The following is a 16,353-nucleotide window of genomic DNA, read 5'->3' as shown; positions in this document are numbered from 1 at the left end:
TAGTATATACTTACATAATTGGATTTATTAAAAAAGGTTTTGCACCAACATATGCAGCACTTACATTCCCATTAGCAATTAGTGTTGTTGCAAGTTTAAAAATGAGTAAATTATTTATGAATAACTATATTTTAAGCAATGGATTTAAGTTATTAGGAGATATTGAAATATTTATAGCAACAGGAGTTATCTTCTATGTACTATTTAATTTCTTAAATTTATTTGTAAAAGCAATAAGCAAAAAAGCAGAAGAAGAAATGGAAGTAATAGAAGAAGGATTAGGAGTAGTAAATAAAGAGTTTTAGATAAAAAACACTCCATTAAGATACAAAGATATCTTAATGGAGTGTTTTTATTTTAAAAATTTAAGTTTTCTAAAAATTCGAGTGTTACCCCATTAGGATCTTTTGCAAAAAGTATTTTGGTATCATTACCTATTTCAATAGGTTCACCTAAAAGTTTAACATTAAAATGATTAAGTTTTTTTATAGTTTCATCAATATTATCAACATCAAAGCCTAAAGATATATTACCTTCCTCATTAAGAAATTTTTTTCCTTCAATAAGTTCTATAACACCTTCTTCAATACCTTTAAGAAAAGCAATTTTAACATCTTTAGAAGGTGAAATTTCACGAATAACTTTCATATCTAAAACGTCTTCATAGAATTTAATAGACTCGGCTAAATTTTTTACATTAATAGTATTTAATTTATATCTCATATAATTCAACTCACTTTCTATATTAGAATATATTAATTATAACAATTAAAAATTAACTTTAAATGAATAAAAAGGAAAAATACATATTTAAAATAGTGAATTAAATGATAAAGGTTTCTATATTTTTAGTGAATTTATAAAAGTGTAAGAAAAATTTATTTTTTTAGTGCTAGAATAAGAGTAGTTTTAAATTTAAAAAATGAGCGGAGTGTTTAAATTGAAAAAAATATTGGTTATTGAAGATGATAGTAAAATAAGAGAACTTATTTGTGAGTTTTTAAAGGAAAGTGGTTATGAAATAGAAATGGCTAGTGATGGATTAGAAGGCTATTATAAATTTAGGGAAGGAACTTTTGATTTGATAATAACAGATATAATGATGCCAAGAATGGATGGCTATGCACTTACAAATATTATAAGAGAAAAAAGTACTATTCCAATAATAATGCTTACAGCTTTAAATGATGAGGAAAATCAAATTAAAGCATTTGATGAAAAAGTAGATGATTTTATAGCAAAACCATTTTCATTTGCATTGCTTGTAAAGAGAGTTGAAGCAATATTAAGGAGAAGTGAAATAATAGTAGCTTCAAAAAAATTGGAATTTGGAGAAGTTGTTTTAAATGAGGATACATATAAAGCTACTGTTGATGGAAAAGATGCTGAATTAACGTTGAAAGAATTTAATATACTAAAATTATTAATTATTAATTACCCAACAGTTTTAAAAAGAGAAGTATTGATGGATAAGGTATGGGGATATGACTATTATGGCGATATGAGAGTTATAGATGCACACATTAAAAATTTAAGGAAAAAAATAAAATATGATTATATAAAAACAGTAAAAGGTGTTGGATATGTGCTTGAAAAAAACGTGGAATAATATAGGTATAAAGAAAAAATTATTTATAATTTCTACAGGAATTGTAGTTGCATCAGCAATACTTATATATATAACATTATATTTTTTATTTCCAGAAGTCTATACTCATACTAGAATAAAGAATATACGTATGGAAACAGAAAAATTAATCACAAAAATGGCAAATGATGAAAATTATGATTATGAAAGTGGAATAAATAAATATTCTTATGAAAATGGTGCAGTAGCAGCGCTTTTAACAGATAATGGGGATGTGATTTATGCACCAGATAAGTTTGAAAGAAATATATTAAGGGATGATACTGTAGTTAGTGAATTAAAGAAAGGAATATTTAAAAATAATAGATCAACATATGAGTTTTCAGTAAATGCATATGTAAAAAGTTTAAATCAAAATTGTATTTTAAAAGTTAGTGTTCCTCTTAGTTCAAGGAAAAATATTCATAAGGTAATAATAATTTTATTACCAATTATATTGATAATAACAATAATACTTGGATTACTTTCAGTTTGGGTTTATGGAAAGGTCATTAGTGCCCCATTATTAAAAATAAATAAGGTTGCTAAGGGAATTTCTAATTTAGATTTTGAAAAAAGTTTAGAAGTAAAAGGAAACGATGAGTTTGCAGAACTTTCTAATAGTATAAATTCAATTAGTAGCAATTTGGAAAAAAATATATCAATGCTAGAAAAAGCAAATGAAAAGCTAAAGGATGATATAGAAAAAGAAAAATTAATTGATAGAAGAAGAAGAAATTTTATAAATGCAATTTCACATGAGTTAAAAACACCTATAACAGTTATAAGTGGACAGATTGAAGGAATGATTTATAGTATAGGTCCATATAAAGATAGAGAAAAATATTTAAAAGAATCATTAGAAAGTGTTAAAGAGCTAAATAATTTAGTTCATGAAATAATAGATTTAGCAAAAATTGAAGAAGAAAAATCAGTTAAAAAAGAAAAGTTAGAGATAAATAAAATTTTATTAGAATGTTTAAGTGGATATGAGTATTTTATAAAAGAAAGAAACATAAATATTATAATAAATGAAGATAAAAGAATAGTGAAGACTGTAGATAAAAGTATAATGAAAAAAATATTATCTAATATTATAGGAAATAGTGTGAAATATAGTAAAAGTTTTATAGAGATCGAAAGTGGAGATACTTTTATAAAGATTATAAATGATACTAGTATAATTTTAAGTAATGAGGATTTAGATGACATTTTTAAACCCTTTTATAGAGGTGATAAATCACGGAATAAAGATATTAATGGAACAGGACTTGGATTATATATTGTTAAATATCTTGTGGAATTACATGGAGATTTAGGATATAAAGTAGAGATTTACAATGATATTTTTATATTTACTTTATTGATTTAAATATATAAGTAAACTCAAATATATATTATAAAGAATAGATATTTCACAAAGAAATTAAATAAGATTATAATTATAAATATAAATAACATACAAAAAATCCTAAAAGAAAAAACCTCAGTAAAAGCTGCCTATAAATTATAGGTGGCTTTTTTACGAAAAGAGATGAATGATGTATAGATTTAAGATATAATAAAAATAGCGGAATTAGAGGGGGAGAAATTAGATGAATTATAGAGATATTATAAAATCATATAAACCTATTAATGAGCAAGAAATGAAAGATAAAATTGTATTTTTACAATGTATAGATAACTTTAAAGATACACTTACAAGAGAAAATGTAGTATGTCATTTTACAGTATCAGCATTTGTTGTAAATAAAAATAGAGATAAGACACTTATGATATATCATAATATTTATAATACATGGGCATGGACAGGGGGGCATATGGATGGAGAGGAAGATTTTTTAAAAGTAGCAATAAAAGAACTTAGAGAAGAGACAGGAATAAAAACAGTAAAACTTCTTTCAGATGAAATAATGTCATTAGATGTTCTTCCAGTTGCAGGACATATGAAAAATGGAGCATATATAGCATCGCATTTACACTTAAATATTGCATATTTATTTGAATGTAATGAGGAAGAAAAAGTACGTGCAAAGCTTGATGAAAATAGTGGGGTTAAATGGCTTGAAACAAGTAAATTAAATTGTTATGTTGAAAAAGAGCCATATATATCTTATGTTTATAAAAAGATAATGGATAAAGGACTTAGATAAAAGGAATTAGATAAAACTAATTCCTTTTTTAAGTTTATAAGAGTTGATTTTAAATAAAATAAGTATAATATTTAAAGTATATATAAAGAAGATAAGGTTAAAATTTATAGAAAAAGGAGTAAATAGTTGAAAGATATATATGAAATTTTAAATAAATATTATGGATATAAAAGTTTTAGAGAAGGACAAGAAAAAATAATAAATGAAATAATAGATGGAAATGATGTACTAGCAATAATGCCAACAGGAGGAGGGAAGTCTCTTTGCTATCAAGTTCCAGCTATTGCATTTGATGGGATAACTATTGTAATATCACCGTTAATATCACTTATGAAAGATCAAGTTGATTCATTAAATGCACTCGGAGTTCAAAGTGCATATATAAACTCTAGTCTTTCAAGCATTGAAATTCAGGAAGTCTATTTTAGAATAAGTACAGGAGATATTAAAATTTTATACGTTGCACCTGAACGATTAGAAGGAAGTGAATTTTTAAATATCATAAAAAGCTTAAATATTAGCCAAATAGCAATAGATGAAGCTCATTGTGTATCACAGTGGGGGCATGATTTTAGAAGTAGCTATAAGAGAATATCATCATTTGTAGAAGGACTTTCTAAAAGACCAGTTGTAACTGCTTTTACGGCAACAGCAACAAAAGAGGTTAGAGATGATATATTAGAAAGTCTGAATCTTATAAATCCTAAGATTTTTATATCAGGATTTAATCGTGAAAATTTAAAGATAACTATTGAAAAAGGTGTTAATAAAAATATTTATATACTAGATTATATAGAAGCTAATAGGGGTGAAAGTGGAATAATTTACTGTTCAACAAGAAAAGATGTTGATAAACTATGTGAGCTTTTAAAAAGAAATGGAATTAATGCTCTTAGTTATCATGCGGGTCTTTCAGATATTGAAAGAAAGAAAAATCAGGAAGATTTTATATATGATAGAGCAGATGTTATGGTTGCAACAAATGCATTTGGAATGGGTATTGATAAACCAGATGTAAGATATGTCTTTCATTATAATATGCCTAAAAATATTGAAGGATATTATCAAGAGATAGGTAGAGCAGGAAGAGATGGAGAAAAATCAGAATGTATATTACTTTTTTCACCAGGAGATGTACAAACACAGAAGTATATTATAGAAACAGGAACAACAAATCCCTTTAGAAAAAGAAATGAATTAGAAAAATTACAAAGTATGATAGATTTAGTTTATTCAAATGGATGTTATAAAAAATATATTCTAAAATATTTTGGGGAAGAAAAAAAAGAAGACTGTATAAATTGTAGTAACTGTCTTTTTGAAGGTGAACTTATAGATAAAACTATAGATGCACAAAAAGTAATTTCGTGTGTTTATAGAATGAAGAGACCATTTGGAATTGGAGTTATAGTTGAAGTATTACGTGGTTCTAAAAATAAGAAGCTTATAGAACAAGGATTAGATAAATTAACTACTTATGGAATTGTAAAAGATTATACAAAGGATGAATTAAAAGACTTTATAAATACATTAATATCACATGGATATATAAATTATGGTGGAGAGTTTCCAGTTGTTACACCTAATAAAAATTCTTTAAAGATAATAAAAGGAGAAGAAAAAGTTTTATTTAAAGAAGTAAGAAAAGCAACTAAACTTAAAGCTGACAATGAGTTATTTAGTGTGTTACGAGCTTTAAGAATGGAGATTGCACAAGAAGAGGGAGTTCCACCATACCTTGTATTTGGAGATAATACTTTAAAAGAATTGAGTACAAGAATGCCAGTAAATAGAGATCAAATGCTTGATATAAGTGGAGTTGGAGAAAGAAAGATAGAAAAGTATGGAGACATATTCATAGAAAAAATTAAAGAGTATGTAGAGGAGAGAAACATAGAGATAAATTTCAAAATTGAAAATGATATAAAATTACCTAAAAAAGTAGAAGGTAGAAAAACTAAAAGAGTAATAGAAAAAGAAAAGTCATATGAAATAACTGTAAATATGCTTAAGGATGGAAAATCTTTTAAAGAGGTAATTAAAGAAAGAGGTTTAGCTATTGGAACAATTTGTGGACATATAGAAACTTATATGTCCGAAGGAAATGAAATTAATTTTAAAATTGATTTTTCAGAATTATTTACTAATGAGGAAGAAGACGAGGTAAATGAGGTTGGTGAAGAATTAGGATTTTCTAAATTAGCACCAATAAAAGAAAGGGTATCAGAAAAGATAAGTTATGATGTAATAAGACTTATATTATTAAAAAATAATATAGTCGAATAGCAAAAGAAGTAATAGCATTAGATTTTAATGGTATTACTTCTTTTTAATTTAAATAGTAATAGAGTCAGGTTCATCTATTGAGGTTACTTCTTCATCTAAAGATACTTGTTCTGTGTAACGATTATATTTTTTAAATAGTACAAAGAACATAATAATACTTGCGACTAGATACATAATTCCAGTAATGTAGTAGGCTTCTTTATATCCACTAGCATGTACAAATAATATATATTTAGTAAAAAGACCACCTAAAATATAGCCTAATGCTTGCAATACAGAAACAGCAGCATTGTAGGCAGCTCTCTCAGATTTTTTTACAAAACTCATAGGTAAGGCTTGTAGGATTGGCGAGCAAGCATTTGCAAATCCAGAACGAAGGAATAATGCAAGACCAACTCCAAATACAATATAAGTTCCAAAAATTCCACCATTAACAATAATTATGAAAAGTGGAAAAGAGCAACTAAATAAAACAGCTAGTGATACAACAGAACCAAATTTTTTCTCGAGTTTTGGACTTATCATCATAAATAAAACTGAGGCAACATATTGCAAGGCTAATAATATTGAAATAGTTCCTCTACCTATATGAAGAAAGTTCTCAAGAAAAATTGGTAAATAAGGTATAACTAATGAAGCTCCAAATCCAATTAAGAACATATATATAAGCCAAACTACAGTTGTAGGATGTCTAAAAATATCCCAATTAAATTTTTCTTTAGTTTTATGAATTACATTTCCATCACTATCAATCTTTATATCACGATAATCAGATTTTTTTTCTTTTAAAAATAAAGTTGCAAAAAATGCTAGTAATGCAATTATACAAAGAGCAAATAATAATACTTTAAAAGAAAGTAGATATTTTCCAAGTGCAAAATGTGAAAGCTTAGATGGTGCAGAAGTTAATGTATTTGCTTTAACATAATCTATATGCATAAATCTACTAAAAAAATAGACCACTGAATTACCATCTAAAAGGGTAGCTAAAGCAGTACCAATAACATTTGTATATAATGCAATTGAAAAAATTTTAGTTCTATTTTGTAATGTTGTATAACTTGAGAGCATTGGAGCTAAAACTGAATTTGCAACATTAATGCCAATTAAAAATATAATAGTGAAAAGAGCAATAAGAGATGGTGTATTAATATAAATAATTCCTAATATACTTATAATAATTAATATTGGAAAAGGTAATAAAACTTTTTTATATCCTATTTTAGGGATTAAAAGAATTATAATAGATGATGCAAATAAGCCAATACCTACATAGGTAGAGTAAGCTGTAACTACGTTTGGTGCTTTAAGAGATAAATAGGTAACAAAGGCATCCATAGAGACCCCTGAAATAATTCCAAGAAAGAAAAAACCTATAATAAAGAATATGCAGTTTCTAGTCCAACGTTTTTTTTCAGATGGAGTTAAATTAATAGTATTCATATAACGACTCCTTTCAAAATGTGGTATAAATTTAAGTATATAACAAATAAATGTAATAATTTTGAATTAAATGTGAAAAGTTAGGTGAAAATACATAAAAAACATAAAAAACATAAAAAAGGAGGTGAGAGAAGAGTGTTAAAATAATAAAATGTTTGTTATAATTTAAATAAAAAAGAAAGAGGACTAAAGATGAAGGAAAGCATGTATAAGGATTATCTACAAATATTGAAAGAGGAATTAGTTCCAGCAATGGGATGTACTGAGCCAATTGCAATAGCTTTAGGAAGTGCGAAAGCAAGAGAAATCCTAGGAGAAATTCCAACTAAGATAGAGGTTCTTTGTAGTGGAAATATAATAAAAAATGCAAAATGCGTAACCGTTCCAAATACAGGGAATTTAATTGGGATAAAAGCAAGTGCTATTATAGGAGCTTTAGCAGGAAAAGCAGAAAGAGAATTAGAAGTAATAAATGAAGTTGACAATGAGAGCATAAAAAAGGCAAAAGATCTGATAGATGGAGACTATTGTACAGTAAGCTTATTAGATACGGATGTGCAGTTGCATTTGATAGTGAAAGCATTTTTTAAAAATCAAACTAGTGAAGTAGAAATAAAATATGCTCACAATAATATTGTTAGAGAGACTAGAAATGGTGAAGATATATTTAAAGCAATTGAAGAAAAGGACAAGTACTTAGGAGTATTTGTAGATAGAAGTGTTCTTTCAGTAGAAGGGATTTATGAATATGCAAATACAGTTTCATTAGAAGATATTAAAGAAATTTTAGATATACAGATAGATTATAATATAGCTATAGCAGAAGAAGGTCTTAAAGGAACATATGGAATAGGAATAGGAAAAGTTATACTTGAAAGCTATCCAAATACAATAGAAACAAAATTAAAAGCATATGCAGCAGCAGCATCAGAGGCAAGAATGAGTGGAAGTTCACTACCTGTAATGACAAACTCAGGGTCGGGAAATCAAGGAATGACATCATCAATACCTGTAATTGTGTATTGTAAGGAAAATAATTTATCAGAAGAGGAATTATATAGAGGATTGGTATTTGCAAACTTAATGACTATTCATCAAAAAACAGGAATAGGTAGGTTATCAGCATTTTGTGGAGCTGTAAGTGCCGGATGCGCAAGTGGAGCTGCTATAACTTATTTAAAAGGTGGAAGTTTAGAACAAATAAATAAAACTGTAACAAACACTCTTGCGAATATTTCGGGAATAGTTTGTGATGGAGCTAAGGCATCATGTGCAGCTAAAATAGCAACTAGCTTAGATGCAGCCCTTATGAGTCATCACTTAGCTATGGTAAATCAAGTTTATAATCCGTTAACAGGAATAGTAAAAGATACAATTGAAGAAACAATTATAGCGGTTGGAAGACTAGGAAAAGAAGGCATGAAAGAAACTGATAAAGAAATATTAGAGATAATGCTAGAGGATTAGAAGGGGGAAAGAAGTTATTTTTGGTGATAGCTTCTTTTTAATTTTAAAAGTGGATTTAATTAGAAGTATATGGAGGTTAAGAAAAATGGAGGGAATTTTTGAGGGAAAGGTTAAAATATTTGATATCAAATTACATTATTATGAGAAAGGAAAAGGGCATAATGTTGTTGTTTTTCATGGAAATGGAATGAATACAGTGTCTTTTAAAAAGCTTTTTTTAGAACTATCAAAGGGATATCATGTTATAGGAATAGATACAAGAGGACATGGAAAAAGTGAAATTGGGAAAAAAGTTTTAAGTATAGAGCAATTTGCAGATGATTTTATAAAATTTTTTGAAGTTAAAAATATAAAAGAACCATCAATTATAGGATTTAGTGATGGAGCAAATATTGGAATGATGATGTGCAAAAAATATGGTAAGTATATAAATAAGATAGTTTTGATTTCAGGAAATTATAATGAAAAGGGATTAAAAGTATGGGGAAGAATACTTATAAAAGGATACATAGGTATTTTAAAAATATTGGGAATATATAGTAAAAAAATGAATAAAGAAGCTAAAATAGCAAAAGTAATGCTTGGAAGCATAGGGGTAGATGAAAGTGATTTAAGTAAAATAAAAAATGAAACACTAGTAGTGGCGGCTAGTAATGATGTAATAAAATTAAAGCATAGTTTAAGTATTAAAAAAGGTATAAAGAATGCAAAGTTTATTGAAGTAAAAAAATCAAATCATCTAAATATAATAAATAAAGATGAAACTATAGGAGAAATAAAGATGTTTTTGAAAGATGAAAGGAAAGTTAACTAATGGATGAAACGATAAGGCTAAGATATCCTAATTATTTTGAGGAATTTGAATGTATAGGTAAAAGATGTACGGATACTTGTTGTGCGGGATGGGAGATAGAAGTAGATAAAGTCACTTTTGAAGAATATGATGGAGTAAGTGATGATAGAGAAATTAAAGAAGAACTAAAGAAAAATGTGAGGAGAAATTTAAAGGTAATTGATGAGAATGTAGATTACGCAAAGATTTCTTTAAATGATGAAAAAAGGTGCCCATTTTTAGATGGAGATAATTACTGTAAAATATATAAGGAACTTGGTGAAAATTATTTAGGAAATGTATGCACAAGTTTTCCTAGAATTTTAAATAAGGTTGATGATGTTTATGAAGTTTCATTAGATATATCATGTCCTCATGCAGCAGAGATGATTTTGAAGAAAGATGAAATATTTTTTGAGGAGAAAGAGAAAAGTCTAGGAAAGCATATAGTATGGAATAAAGTAGATACAGATGAGAAATTTAATTGGTTGCCTATTAAATACTTTATCGAAATAAGAAATAAGAGTATAGAAATAATAAAAAATAAAAAAATAAGTTTAGATGACAGGATTATTAATTTAGGGTATTTTATAAAGGATGTAGAAGAAGCATACGAAATAGATGGGGAAAATATAAAAGAGTATATAGAAAAATATGAGTTTATAAAATATGAAATTGAAAATAATGGAAAAATAGATAGTGCTGAATTTTTTAAAGTAATAATAGAATTTTTAAATATAGAAGACAATATAAATAATAAATTTATAAAAAATAAGAGTAAAGAGATATTAGAAAATAAGGAAGATATTAAAGAAATTTTTAATGATAAGCTATTAGAGAACTATTTAGTAAATTATATGTTTTCAAGTTTATTTCCTTTTTCAGAAATTGAATCTATATTTGATGGATTTGTTATGATAATAGTAAGATATTTATTATTTAAAAAATATAAATGTGAATCTGAAGAAGATAATATTTTAGTAATGCAAAAATTATCTAAGATATTAAATCATAATAAAAATTATACATCAGAAATATTAAATTATGTAAAAGATAATGAATTAGACAATTTAAAATTAACTCAGTATTTAAAAAAGCCTTTTTATTAAGGCTTTTTTTGTATATAAAGTAAAGAAAATATAAATAATATTAATAAAATATTTAATTAATAAAATATGACTTTTAGTCAAAAAATAAGTGAATAATGTAGTTTTTAATCGTGTGCTTTGATATAATTATGTAGTATTAGTTATGTTAAAGTAAAAGCAATTTTTAATGGAGGTGAAAAAATGTGAAAAATGCATTAAGGGTATTTTTTAGAGATTTAAAAGGAATGGTGAAAAATCCAATAGCAATTATAATAATAGGTGGAATGTGTTTGGTGCCATCATTATATTCTTTTATAAATGTTATAGCTTGTTGGGATGCATATAGTAATACTGGAGCAATACCAATTGCTATTGTAAATCAGGATCAAGGTATAAAAATTGGTAAACAAGATTTAAATGTAGGAAATAGCATTGTTGATAATTTAAAGACAAATGATAGTATTGACTGGAAATTTGTAAATGAAAGTGAGGCAAACATAGGACTTGCAAGTGGAAAATATTTTGCAGAACTTATTATTCCAGATAATTTTTCAAAAGAATTAAGTTCATTAGCAACAGATAATCCAACAAAACCAGAACTTACATATAAGGTAAATACAAAGGTAGGGCCAGTGGCAAATAAAATAACAGAGGTTGCACAGCAAACATTATTAGGACAAATTCAGCAAAGTATAATGTCCACATTATCAGAAAAAGCGTTTACGACATTTAATAAGGTTGGGCAACAAGCAGAAGAAAAGAAAACAGAAATAATAAACTTAAAAAATGGGATTATAGATCTGAATGAAAATATAGATACAGTATTAAACGGAATAAAAAATGCAGGGAATAGTGCTGGAACTTTAAATGAATATTTAAACAACTTAAAGACAATTGTACCAACATTTAATACGAGTTTATCTCAAATACAGTCAAATACAGAGAATATTTCTCAAAATCTTACAAATACAAAAAGTATTTTAAATCAATCAATAAATAGCATTGGTGTGAATTTAAATGGAGCTAAAAATTTAGCAAATACAATTGCAAATTTATCACAGAGTCTAACTATTGGAAGTGATAATAAAGATTTATTAGGAGAAATAGTAAATAATGTAGGGTTAGTACAAAAAAATATACAAACAACTTTAAATTTTTTAAATAGTATCAATAAAGGAAATAGTAATTCGAATTTAGATGGTTTAATAAATAGTTTAAATAATGCAAATAATTTATTAAATAATCAAAAAACGAATCTTCAAAATTTATTAAATAATGGAACAACACTTAGTGATAATGGGATTAATACTATTCAAAGTAGTGTAGATGCTATTACTAATACAGTGAATAATGTGATAAGTAGTTATAATAATGGCGGAAATCAAGCCGTAAATAATATTTTAAGTGGAATGATTAGTGCGACTAGTAGTGCGACTAACTTAATTCAAGAAACACAAAATCTTAATAATAAGATACAAGGAATATTAAATAATGGAACTCAAGGTGCACTTACAGCAAAGCAAACAAGTGAGAATCTATATAATTATTTAAATCAATATAAAGGGATAATAAGCCAATTAAGTAATAAACTTCAAAATATTAGTGATAATAATGTAAGTCAAATAATTGGAATATTACAAGGAAATCCAATAGTTATGGGAGATTTTGCACAAAGTCCATTTAATTTTAAGCAAGAGTCAATTTATCCTGTAGCAAACTATGGATCAGGAATGACTCCTGTATATAGTGTTTTAGCATTTTGGGTAGGAATGTTGATTACAGGGGCGTTATTAAAAACTGAGCCACCAGAAAGAGATGAATTTGAATTAATGACAGTGAGAGAAAAACATTATGGAAAAATGTTAACTTATATATTTATTGCAATAGTTCAATCACTAATTATAACAATTGGAGCAAAATTTTTAGTTGGAGTTCAAGTAGTGAATTTGCCTTTATTTATATTGGGTTCATTAGTTACATCAATTTCTTTTGCTATAATAATGTTCACGATATTATCAATTTTTGGGCATATTGGAGATGCAATATGTATTGTATTAATGGTTGTTCAGTTATCGGGGACAGGAGGCACCTATCCAGTTCAGGCAATGCCTATGTTCTTTAGAATTATAGAACCTTTTGTACCTTTTCCATACGGTGTAAATTTAATGAGAGAAGCAATAGGTGGTCCATATTGGCCAAATACTATAAAAGATATAGTAATATTAGTAGTATTTGCAATAGTATTTATTTTAATAGGATACTTTGTAAAACCAAGAACTAATAATATATTTGATAGATTTGAAGATAAATTTAAAGAATCAGGATTAGCAGAATAGCAATTAAGGAGAAAAAAGATGAGGGTATTTAAAATATTTAAAAAAGACCTTAAAAGATTAATGAAAAATAAGGTTGCTTTAGGAATAGTAATTGGTCTTTGTATAATACCATCACTATATACATGGATTACGCTTAAAGCAAACTGGAATCCTTATGTAGATACAGGAAATGTTCCAATTGCGGTAGTTAATGAAGACCAAGGAACAATAATAAATAATCAAATAGTTAACTTTGGAGATCAAACGGTAAAACAATTAGATGATAATAATTCTATGAAATGGACAGTGGTTGGACAAAAAGTTGGAGATCAGGGACTAAAAGATGGGGAATATTATGCTGAAATAATTATACCAAGTGATTTTTCAGCAAAGTTAAGAACGATAGCATCAGGAAATCCAATAAAACCAGATTTAATATATAGAGTAAATGAAAAAACAAATGCGATTGCAACTAAAATATCAGATTTAGCTGTAGGGCAGTTGCAAGACCAAATAAAACAAACATTTTTTGATAGTGTAAATAAAGTAATATTAAATGCTGGTAATACATTAGGAAAAAATATAAAAACAAATGCACCATTAATATTGAATTTGAAGAATGTTGTGAATACGACTAATAGTAATATTCAAAATATAATAAATAACATAGGTAGTACTAGTGAAAGTACTCAGAATTTAGCAAATTATTTAGCAGAATTGAAGAATGATATACCAAATATTGAATCGCAAATAAATAATTTACAAAGCGTTGTAGGTTCAAGTAAATATTTAATAGAACAAACTAAAAATAATATTAATGGTATTGAGCAGAATTTAAATGGAATAAATAGTAATATTCAAAACACAAATAATTCATTAAATACTTTTATAAGTAATTTAAAGGATACATTAGCAACACAAGAACAACTAAATAATAATGCATTACAAGGAACAAAGGATGCATTAGGTGTAACGAAAAAAGATTCTAATACTGTGAATAATGATATTAATGGAAATAAACTTACACCAGATCAAATAACTAAAGATAAGAATATTTTAGAAAATATTATAGCTCAAAATAAGAAGCTATCAAGTTTAATAACTTCAGCTTCAAATATGCTAGGTATTTTAAATAACATTGCACCAAGTGAAAATTTACAAAATTTAAAAAACAGCTTAGATAATTTAAATAAAATTTTAAATAAGCAAATAGATGAATTAACTGATTTAGAAAACTATTTAAGTAATGATAATGGTGTAGATTTTAGTGCAATAAATAGTAAATTAGATAATATAACTAGTTTAACAAATGAATTAACAAGTGGAATAAATAGTTTTACAACAAATTATTCAAATAGTATTTCAAATGATATGAATAGCATTTCGAATAATTTACAAAGTGGATTAAATAATATAGATGGAATGCTTCAATCAAGTAAAGAGTTAATACCAGCATTAAATCAAATTGCAAATCTAGGGATAGATTCAAGTAACTTAACAGTAAATAAGGCAAATGAACTAAAAAGTAAACTAGATGGATTGAAAGGAACTTTAGATAAAGTACAAGAGCAAACTTCAAAATTAAATAATGGTTCATTAAATAGCATTGTAAATATTTTGGAAAAAAATCCGGAGCAATTGGCTAATTTATTGGCATCACCAGTTGGAATGAATGTTCAAGAGTTATATGGAATGTCTATATTTGGAGTAGGGCTTGCACCTTTTTATACAGTATTATCTATTTGGGTAGGAGCATTACTATGTACAACAATATTAAGTACTGAAGATGAGGAAGAAGATGATACAACAAAAAAAGGGATACTTAATATACATTTTGGAAAAATGCTTTTATTTATAGTAATAAACTTCATTCAAGCAACTATAGTTACAGCTGGGGATATATTATTAATAGGAATTAAGCCAGCAGATATTCCATTATTATTTGCATTTGCATGGTTTTCAGGAGTAGTATTTACAGTTATAATATTTACTTTGGTATCGTTAAGTGGAAATTTTGGAAAAGCAGCAGCATTGGTTATAATGGTAATTCAAGTGGCCGGTTCAGGAGCAATTTATCCAATAGAAGTAAATCCAGTTATATTGCAAAAACTTGAATTTTTATGGCCGTTTACCTATGCTATTGATGGTTTTAGAGAGGCTATAGGAGGACCGGATTGGAGTAAAGTAGGAACAGACTTTTTTGCTTTATTAATATTTTTATTAATATTTATTGTAATAGGTTTTATGAAGGTATTTACAAGTAAAGTTGAAAAGAAAGTAGTCAAGATGTTTAAAGAATCAGAACTATAGGAAGAGTAAAAATTTTTTACTCTTCTTTTTTTTTATGAATAAAAGACAAAAAAATCGGGAAAAGTAGTTAGGAAAAATAAATGTAATCGAAAGATATACAAATATTTAAATTTTAAATTTAGGAGGAATCAGTTTTGAGAATTACAATGCGCGAACAAGAAAAATTAATGATTGTTGTAGCAGCTGATTTAGCTAAGAAAAGAATGGAGAGAGGCTTAAAGCTAAATTATCCAGAATCAGTGGCTATAATAACAGCAGACATTATGGAAGGTGCCAGAGATGGAAAGAGTGTTGCTGACTTAATGGATGAAGGAAGAGGGATTATTACAAGAGATCAAGTAATGGAAGGAATTCCAGAAATGCTTCATACAGTTCAAGTTGAAGTAACATTTCCAGATGGAACTAAATTAGTTACTGTACATGATCCAATTCAATAAGTAAAGGAGGAAGAAAAATGATACCAGGAGAAATCATATTAGGTGAAGGAACAATAGAATACAATAAAGGTAGAGAAGCTATAAAAATAACTGTGAAGAATGAAGCTGATAGACCAGTTCAAGTAGGATCACATTTTCATTTTTATGAAGTAAATTGTGGTTTGAAATTTGATAGGGATAAATCTTATGGAAAGAGATTAGATATTCCAGCAGGAACAGCAGTAAGATTTGAACCAGGTGATGAAAAAGAAGTTAGTTTAATAGACATAGCAGGAGTTAGAAGAGTATTTGGATTAAACAATAAAGTTGATGGATATTTAGATGAGGGGGTTTGTAAATAATGAGTTTCGAATTAGATAGAAAACGTTATAAAGATCTTTTTGGACCAACAAAAG

Annotated in this window: 13 protein-coding genes and 1 pseudogene; 12 read left to right on the top strand and 2 right to left on the bottom strand. The window is 26.7% G+C overall.

The genetic code is table 11. The annotated features are described in order from the left end of the window. Window positions 1–305: pseudogene (locus tag ACRDDY_RS05315) on the top strand (TDT family transporter); the annotation flags it as partial. 52 nt (window positions 306–357) lie between these two features. Here ACRDDY_RS05315 and ACRDDY_RS05310 read toward each other — a convergent pair. Continuing rightward, window positions 358–723: a VOC family protein gene (locus ACRDDY_RS05310; protein ID WP_438563934.1), complete on the bottom strand. Its 366-nt coding sequence runs from the start codon at window positions 721–723 to the stop codon at window positions 358–360. A gap of 217 nt (window positions 724–940) precedes the next feature. Between ACRDDY_RS05310 and ACRDDY_RS05305 the strand changes: the two genes are divergently transcribed. From ACRDDY_RS05305 to recQ, 4 genes are all read left to right on the top strand, one after another. Then, entirely contained in the window at window positions 941–1,609 is a 669-nt protein-coding gene (locus tag ACRDDY_RS05305; RefSeq protein WP_438563933.1) for a response regulator transcription factor, read from the top strand. Further along, window positions 1,584–2,999 (top strand): HAMP domain-containing sensor histidine kinase, encoded by a 1,416-nt coding sequence (locus ACRDDY_RS05300; protein ID WP_438563932.1) that lies wholly within the window; start codon window positions 1,584–1,586, stop codon window positions 2,997–2,999. The genes ACRDDY_RS05305 and ACRDDY_RS05300 overlap by 26 nt, the downstream gene beginning before the upstream one ends. 223 nt (window positions 3,000–3,222) lie before the next feature. Next, window positions 3,223–3,780 carry an NUDIX hydrolase gene (locus ACRDDY_RS05295; protein ID WP_438563931.1) on the top strand — a complete coding sequence of 186 codons (558 nt, stop codon included), beginning with the start codon at window positions 3,223–3,225 and terminating at the stop codon, window positions 3,778–3,780. A 126-nt stretch (window positions 3,781–3,906) separates the two neighbouring features. Further along, window positions 3,907–6,066 (top strand): DNA helicase RecQ, encoded by a 2,160-nt coding sequence (gene recQ, locus ACRDDY_RS05290; protein ID WP_438563930.1) that lies wholly within the window; start codon window positions 3,907–3,909, stop codon window positions 6,064–6,066. A gap of 48 nt (window positions 6,067–6,114) precedes the next feature. Here recQ and ACRDDY_RS05285 read toward each other — a convergent pair whose 3' ends face one another. Beyond that, a complete protein-coding gene (locus ACRDDY_RS05285; RefSeq protein ID WP_438563929.1) occupies window positions 6,115–7,509 on the bottom strand; it encodes an MFS transporter in 1,395 nt (464 codons plus the stop codon). A 192-nt stretch (window positions 7,510–7,701) separates the two neighbouring features. Between ACRDDY_RS05285 and ACRDDY_RS05280 the strand changes: the two genes are divergently transcribed. The 7 genes from ACRDDY_RS05280 (at window position 7,702) to ACRDDY_RS05250 (ending at window position 16,299) form a co-directional block, all read left to right on the top strand. Next, on the top strand, window positions 7,702–8,976 hold the full coding sequence (locus ACRDDY_RS05280) for an L-cysteine desulfidase family protein (protein ID WP_438563928.1): 1,275 nt from the start codon (window positions 7,702–7,704) through the stop codon (window positions 8,974–8,976). A gap of 85 nt (window positions 8,977–9,061) precedes the next feature. Next, window positions 9,062–9,790, top strand: coding sequence for an alpha/beta fold hydrolase (locus ACRDDY_RS05275; protein WP_438563927.1), 729 nt, complete (start codon window positions 9,062–9,064; stop codon window positions 9,788–9,790). Beyond that, window positions 9,790–10,917: a flagellin lysine-N-methylase gene (fliB, locus tag ACRDDY_RS05270; RefSeq protein WP_438563926.1), complete on the top strand. Its 1,128-nt coding sequence runs from the start codon at window positions 9,790–9,792 to the stop codon at window positions 10,915–10,917. Before ACRDDY_RS05275 ends, fliB begins: the two co-directional genes overlap by 1 nt. Before the next feature lie 182 nt (window positions 10,918–11,099). After that, on the top strand, window positions 11,100–13,232 hold the full coding sequence (locus ACRDDY_RS05265; RefSeq protein WP_438563925.1) for a YhgE/Pip family protein: 2,133 nt from the start codon (window positions 11,100–11,102) through the stop codon (window positions 13,230–13,232). A gap of 18 nt (window positions 13,233–13,250) precedes the next feature. Further along, window positions 13,251–15,521, top strand: a complete 2,271-nt coding sequence (locus tag ACRDDY_RS05260) for a YhgE/Pip family protein (protein WP_438563924.1) — start codon at window positions 13,251–13,253, stop codon at window positions 15,519–15,521. Window positions 15,522–15,655: 134 nt separating this feature from the next. Further along, window positions 15,656–15,958: an urease subunit gamma gene (locus ACRDDY_RS05255; protein WP_438563923.1), complete on the top strand. Its 303-nt coding sequence runs from the start codon at window positions 15,656–15,658 to the stop codon at window positions 15,956–15,958. Between the two features lie 17 nt (window positions 15,959–15,975). Continuing rightward, entirely contained in the window at window positions 15,976–16,299 is a 324-nt protein-coding gene (locus ACRDDY_RS05250) for an urease subunit beta (protein WP_438563922.1), read from the top strand. The last annotated feature ends 54 nt before the right edge of the window (window positions 16,300–16,353 follow it).

Source organism: Clostridium sp. (assembly GCF_051656525.1).
In the GTDB taxonomy this organism is placed as follows: Bacteria; Bacillota; Clostridia; order Clostridiales; family Clostridiaceae; genus Clostridium.
Note: the sequence above shows the minus strand (reverse complement) of the source record. Positions and strands in the feature narration are given on the sequence as shown.

Excerpts from the sequence above, each read along its gene's own strand:
- ACRDDY_RS05310 (WP_438563934.1), bottom strand. The coding sequence starts at position 723 with ATGAGATATAAATTAAATACTATTAATGTAAAAAATTTAGCCGAGTCT.
- ACRDDY_RS05300 (WP_438563932.1), top strand. The coding sequence starts at position 1,584 with ATGTGCTTGAAAAAAACGTGGAATAATATAGGTATAAAGAAAAAATTA.
- ACRDDY_RS05295 (WP_438563931.1), top strand. The coding sequence starts at position 3,223 with ATGAATTATAGAGATATTATAAAATCATATAAACCTATTAATGAGCAA.
- ACRDDY_RS05285 (WP_438563929.1), bottom strand. The coding sequence starts at position 7,509 with ATGAATACTATTAATTTAACTCCATCTGAAAAAAAACGTTGGACTAGA.
- ACRDDY_RS05280 (WP_438563928.1), top strand. The coding sequence starts at position 7,702 with ATGAAGGAAAGCATGTATAAGGATTATCTACAAATATTGAAAGAGGAA.
- ACRDDY_RS05275 (WP_438563927.1), top strand. The coding sequence starts at position 9,062 with ATGGAGGGAATTTTTGAGGGAAAGGTTAAAATATTTGATATCAAATTA.
- fliB (WP_438563926.1), top strand. The coding sequence starts at position 9,790 with ATGGATGAAACGATAAGGCTAAGATATCCTAATTATTTTGAGGAATTT.
- ACRDDY_RS05260 (WP_438563924.1), top strand. The coding sequence starts at position 13,251 with ATGAGGGTATTTAAAATATTTAAAAAAGACCTTAAAAGATTAATGAAA.
- ACRDDY_RS05250 (WP_438563922.1), top strand. The coding sequence starts at position 15,976 with ATGATACCAGGAGAAATCATATTAGGTGAAGGAACAATAGAATACAAT.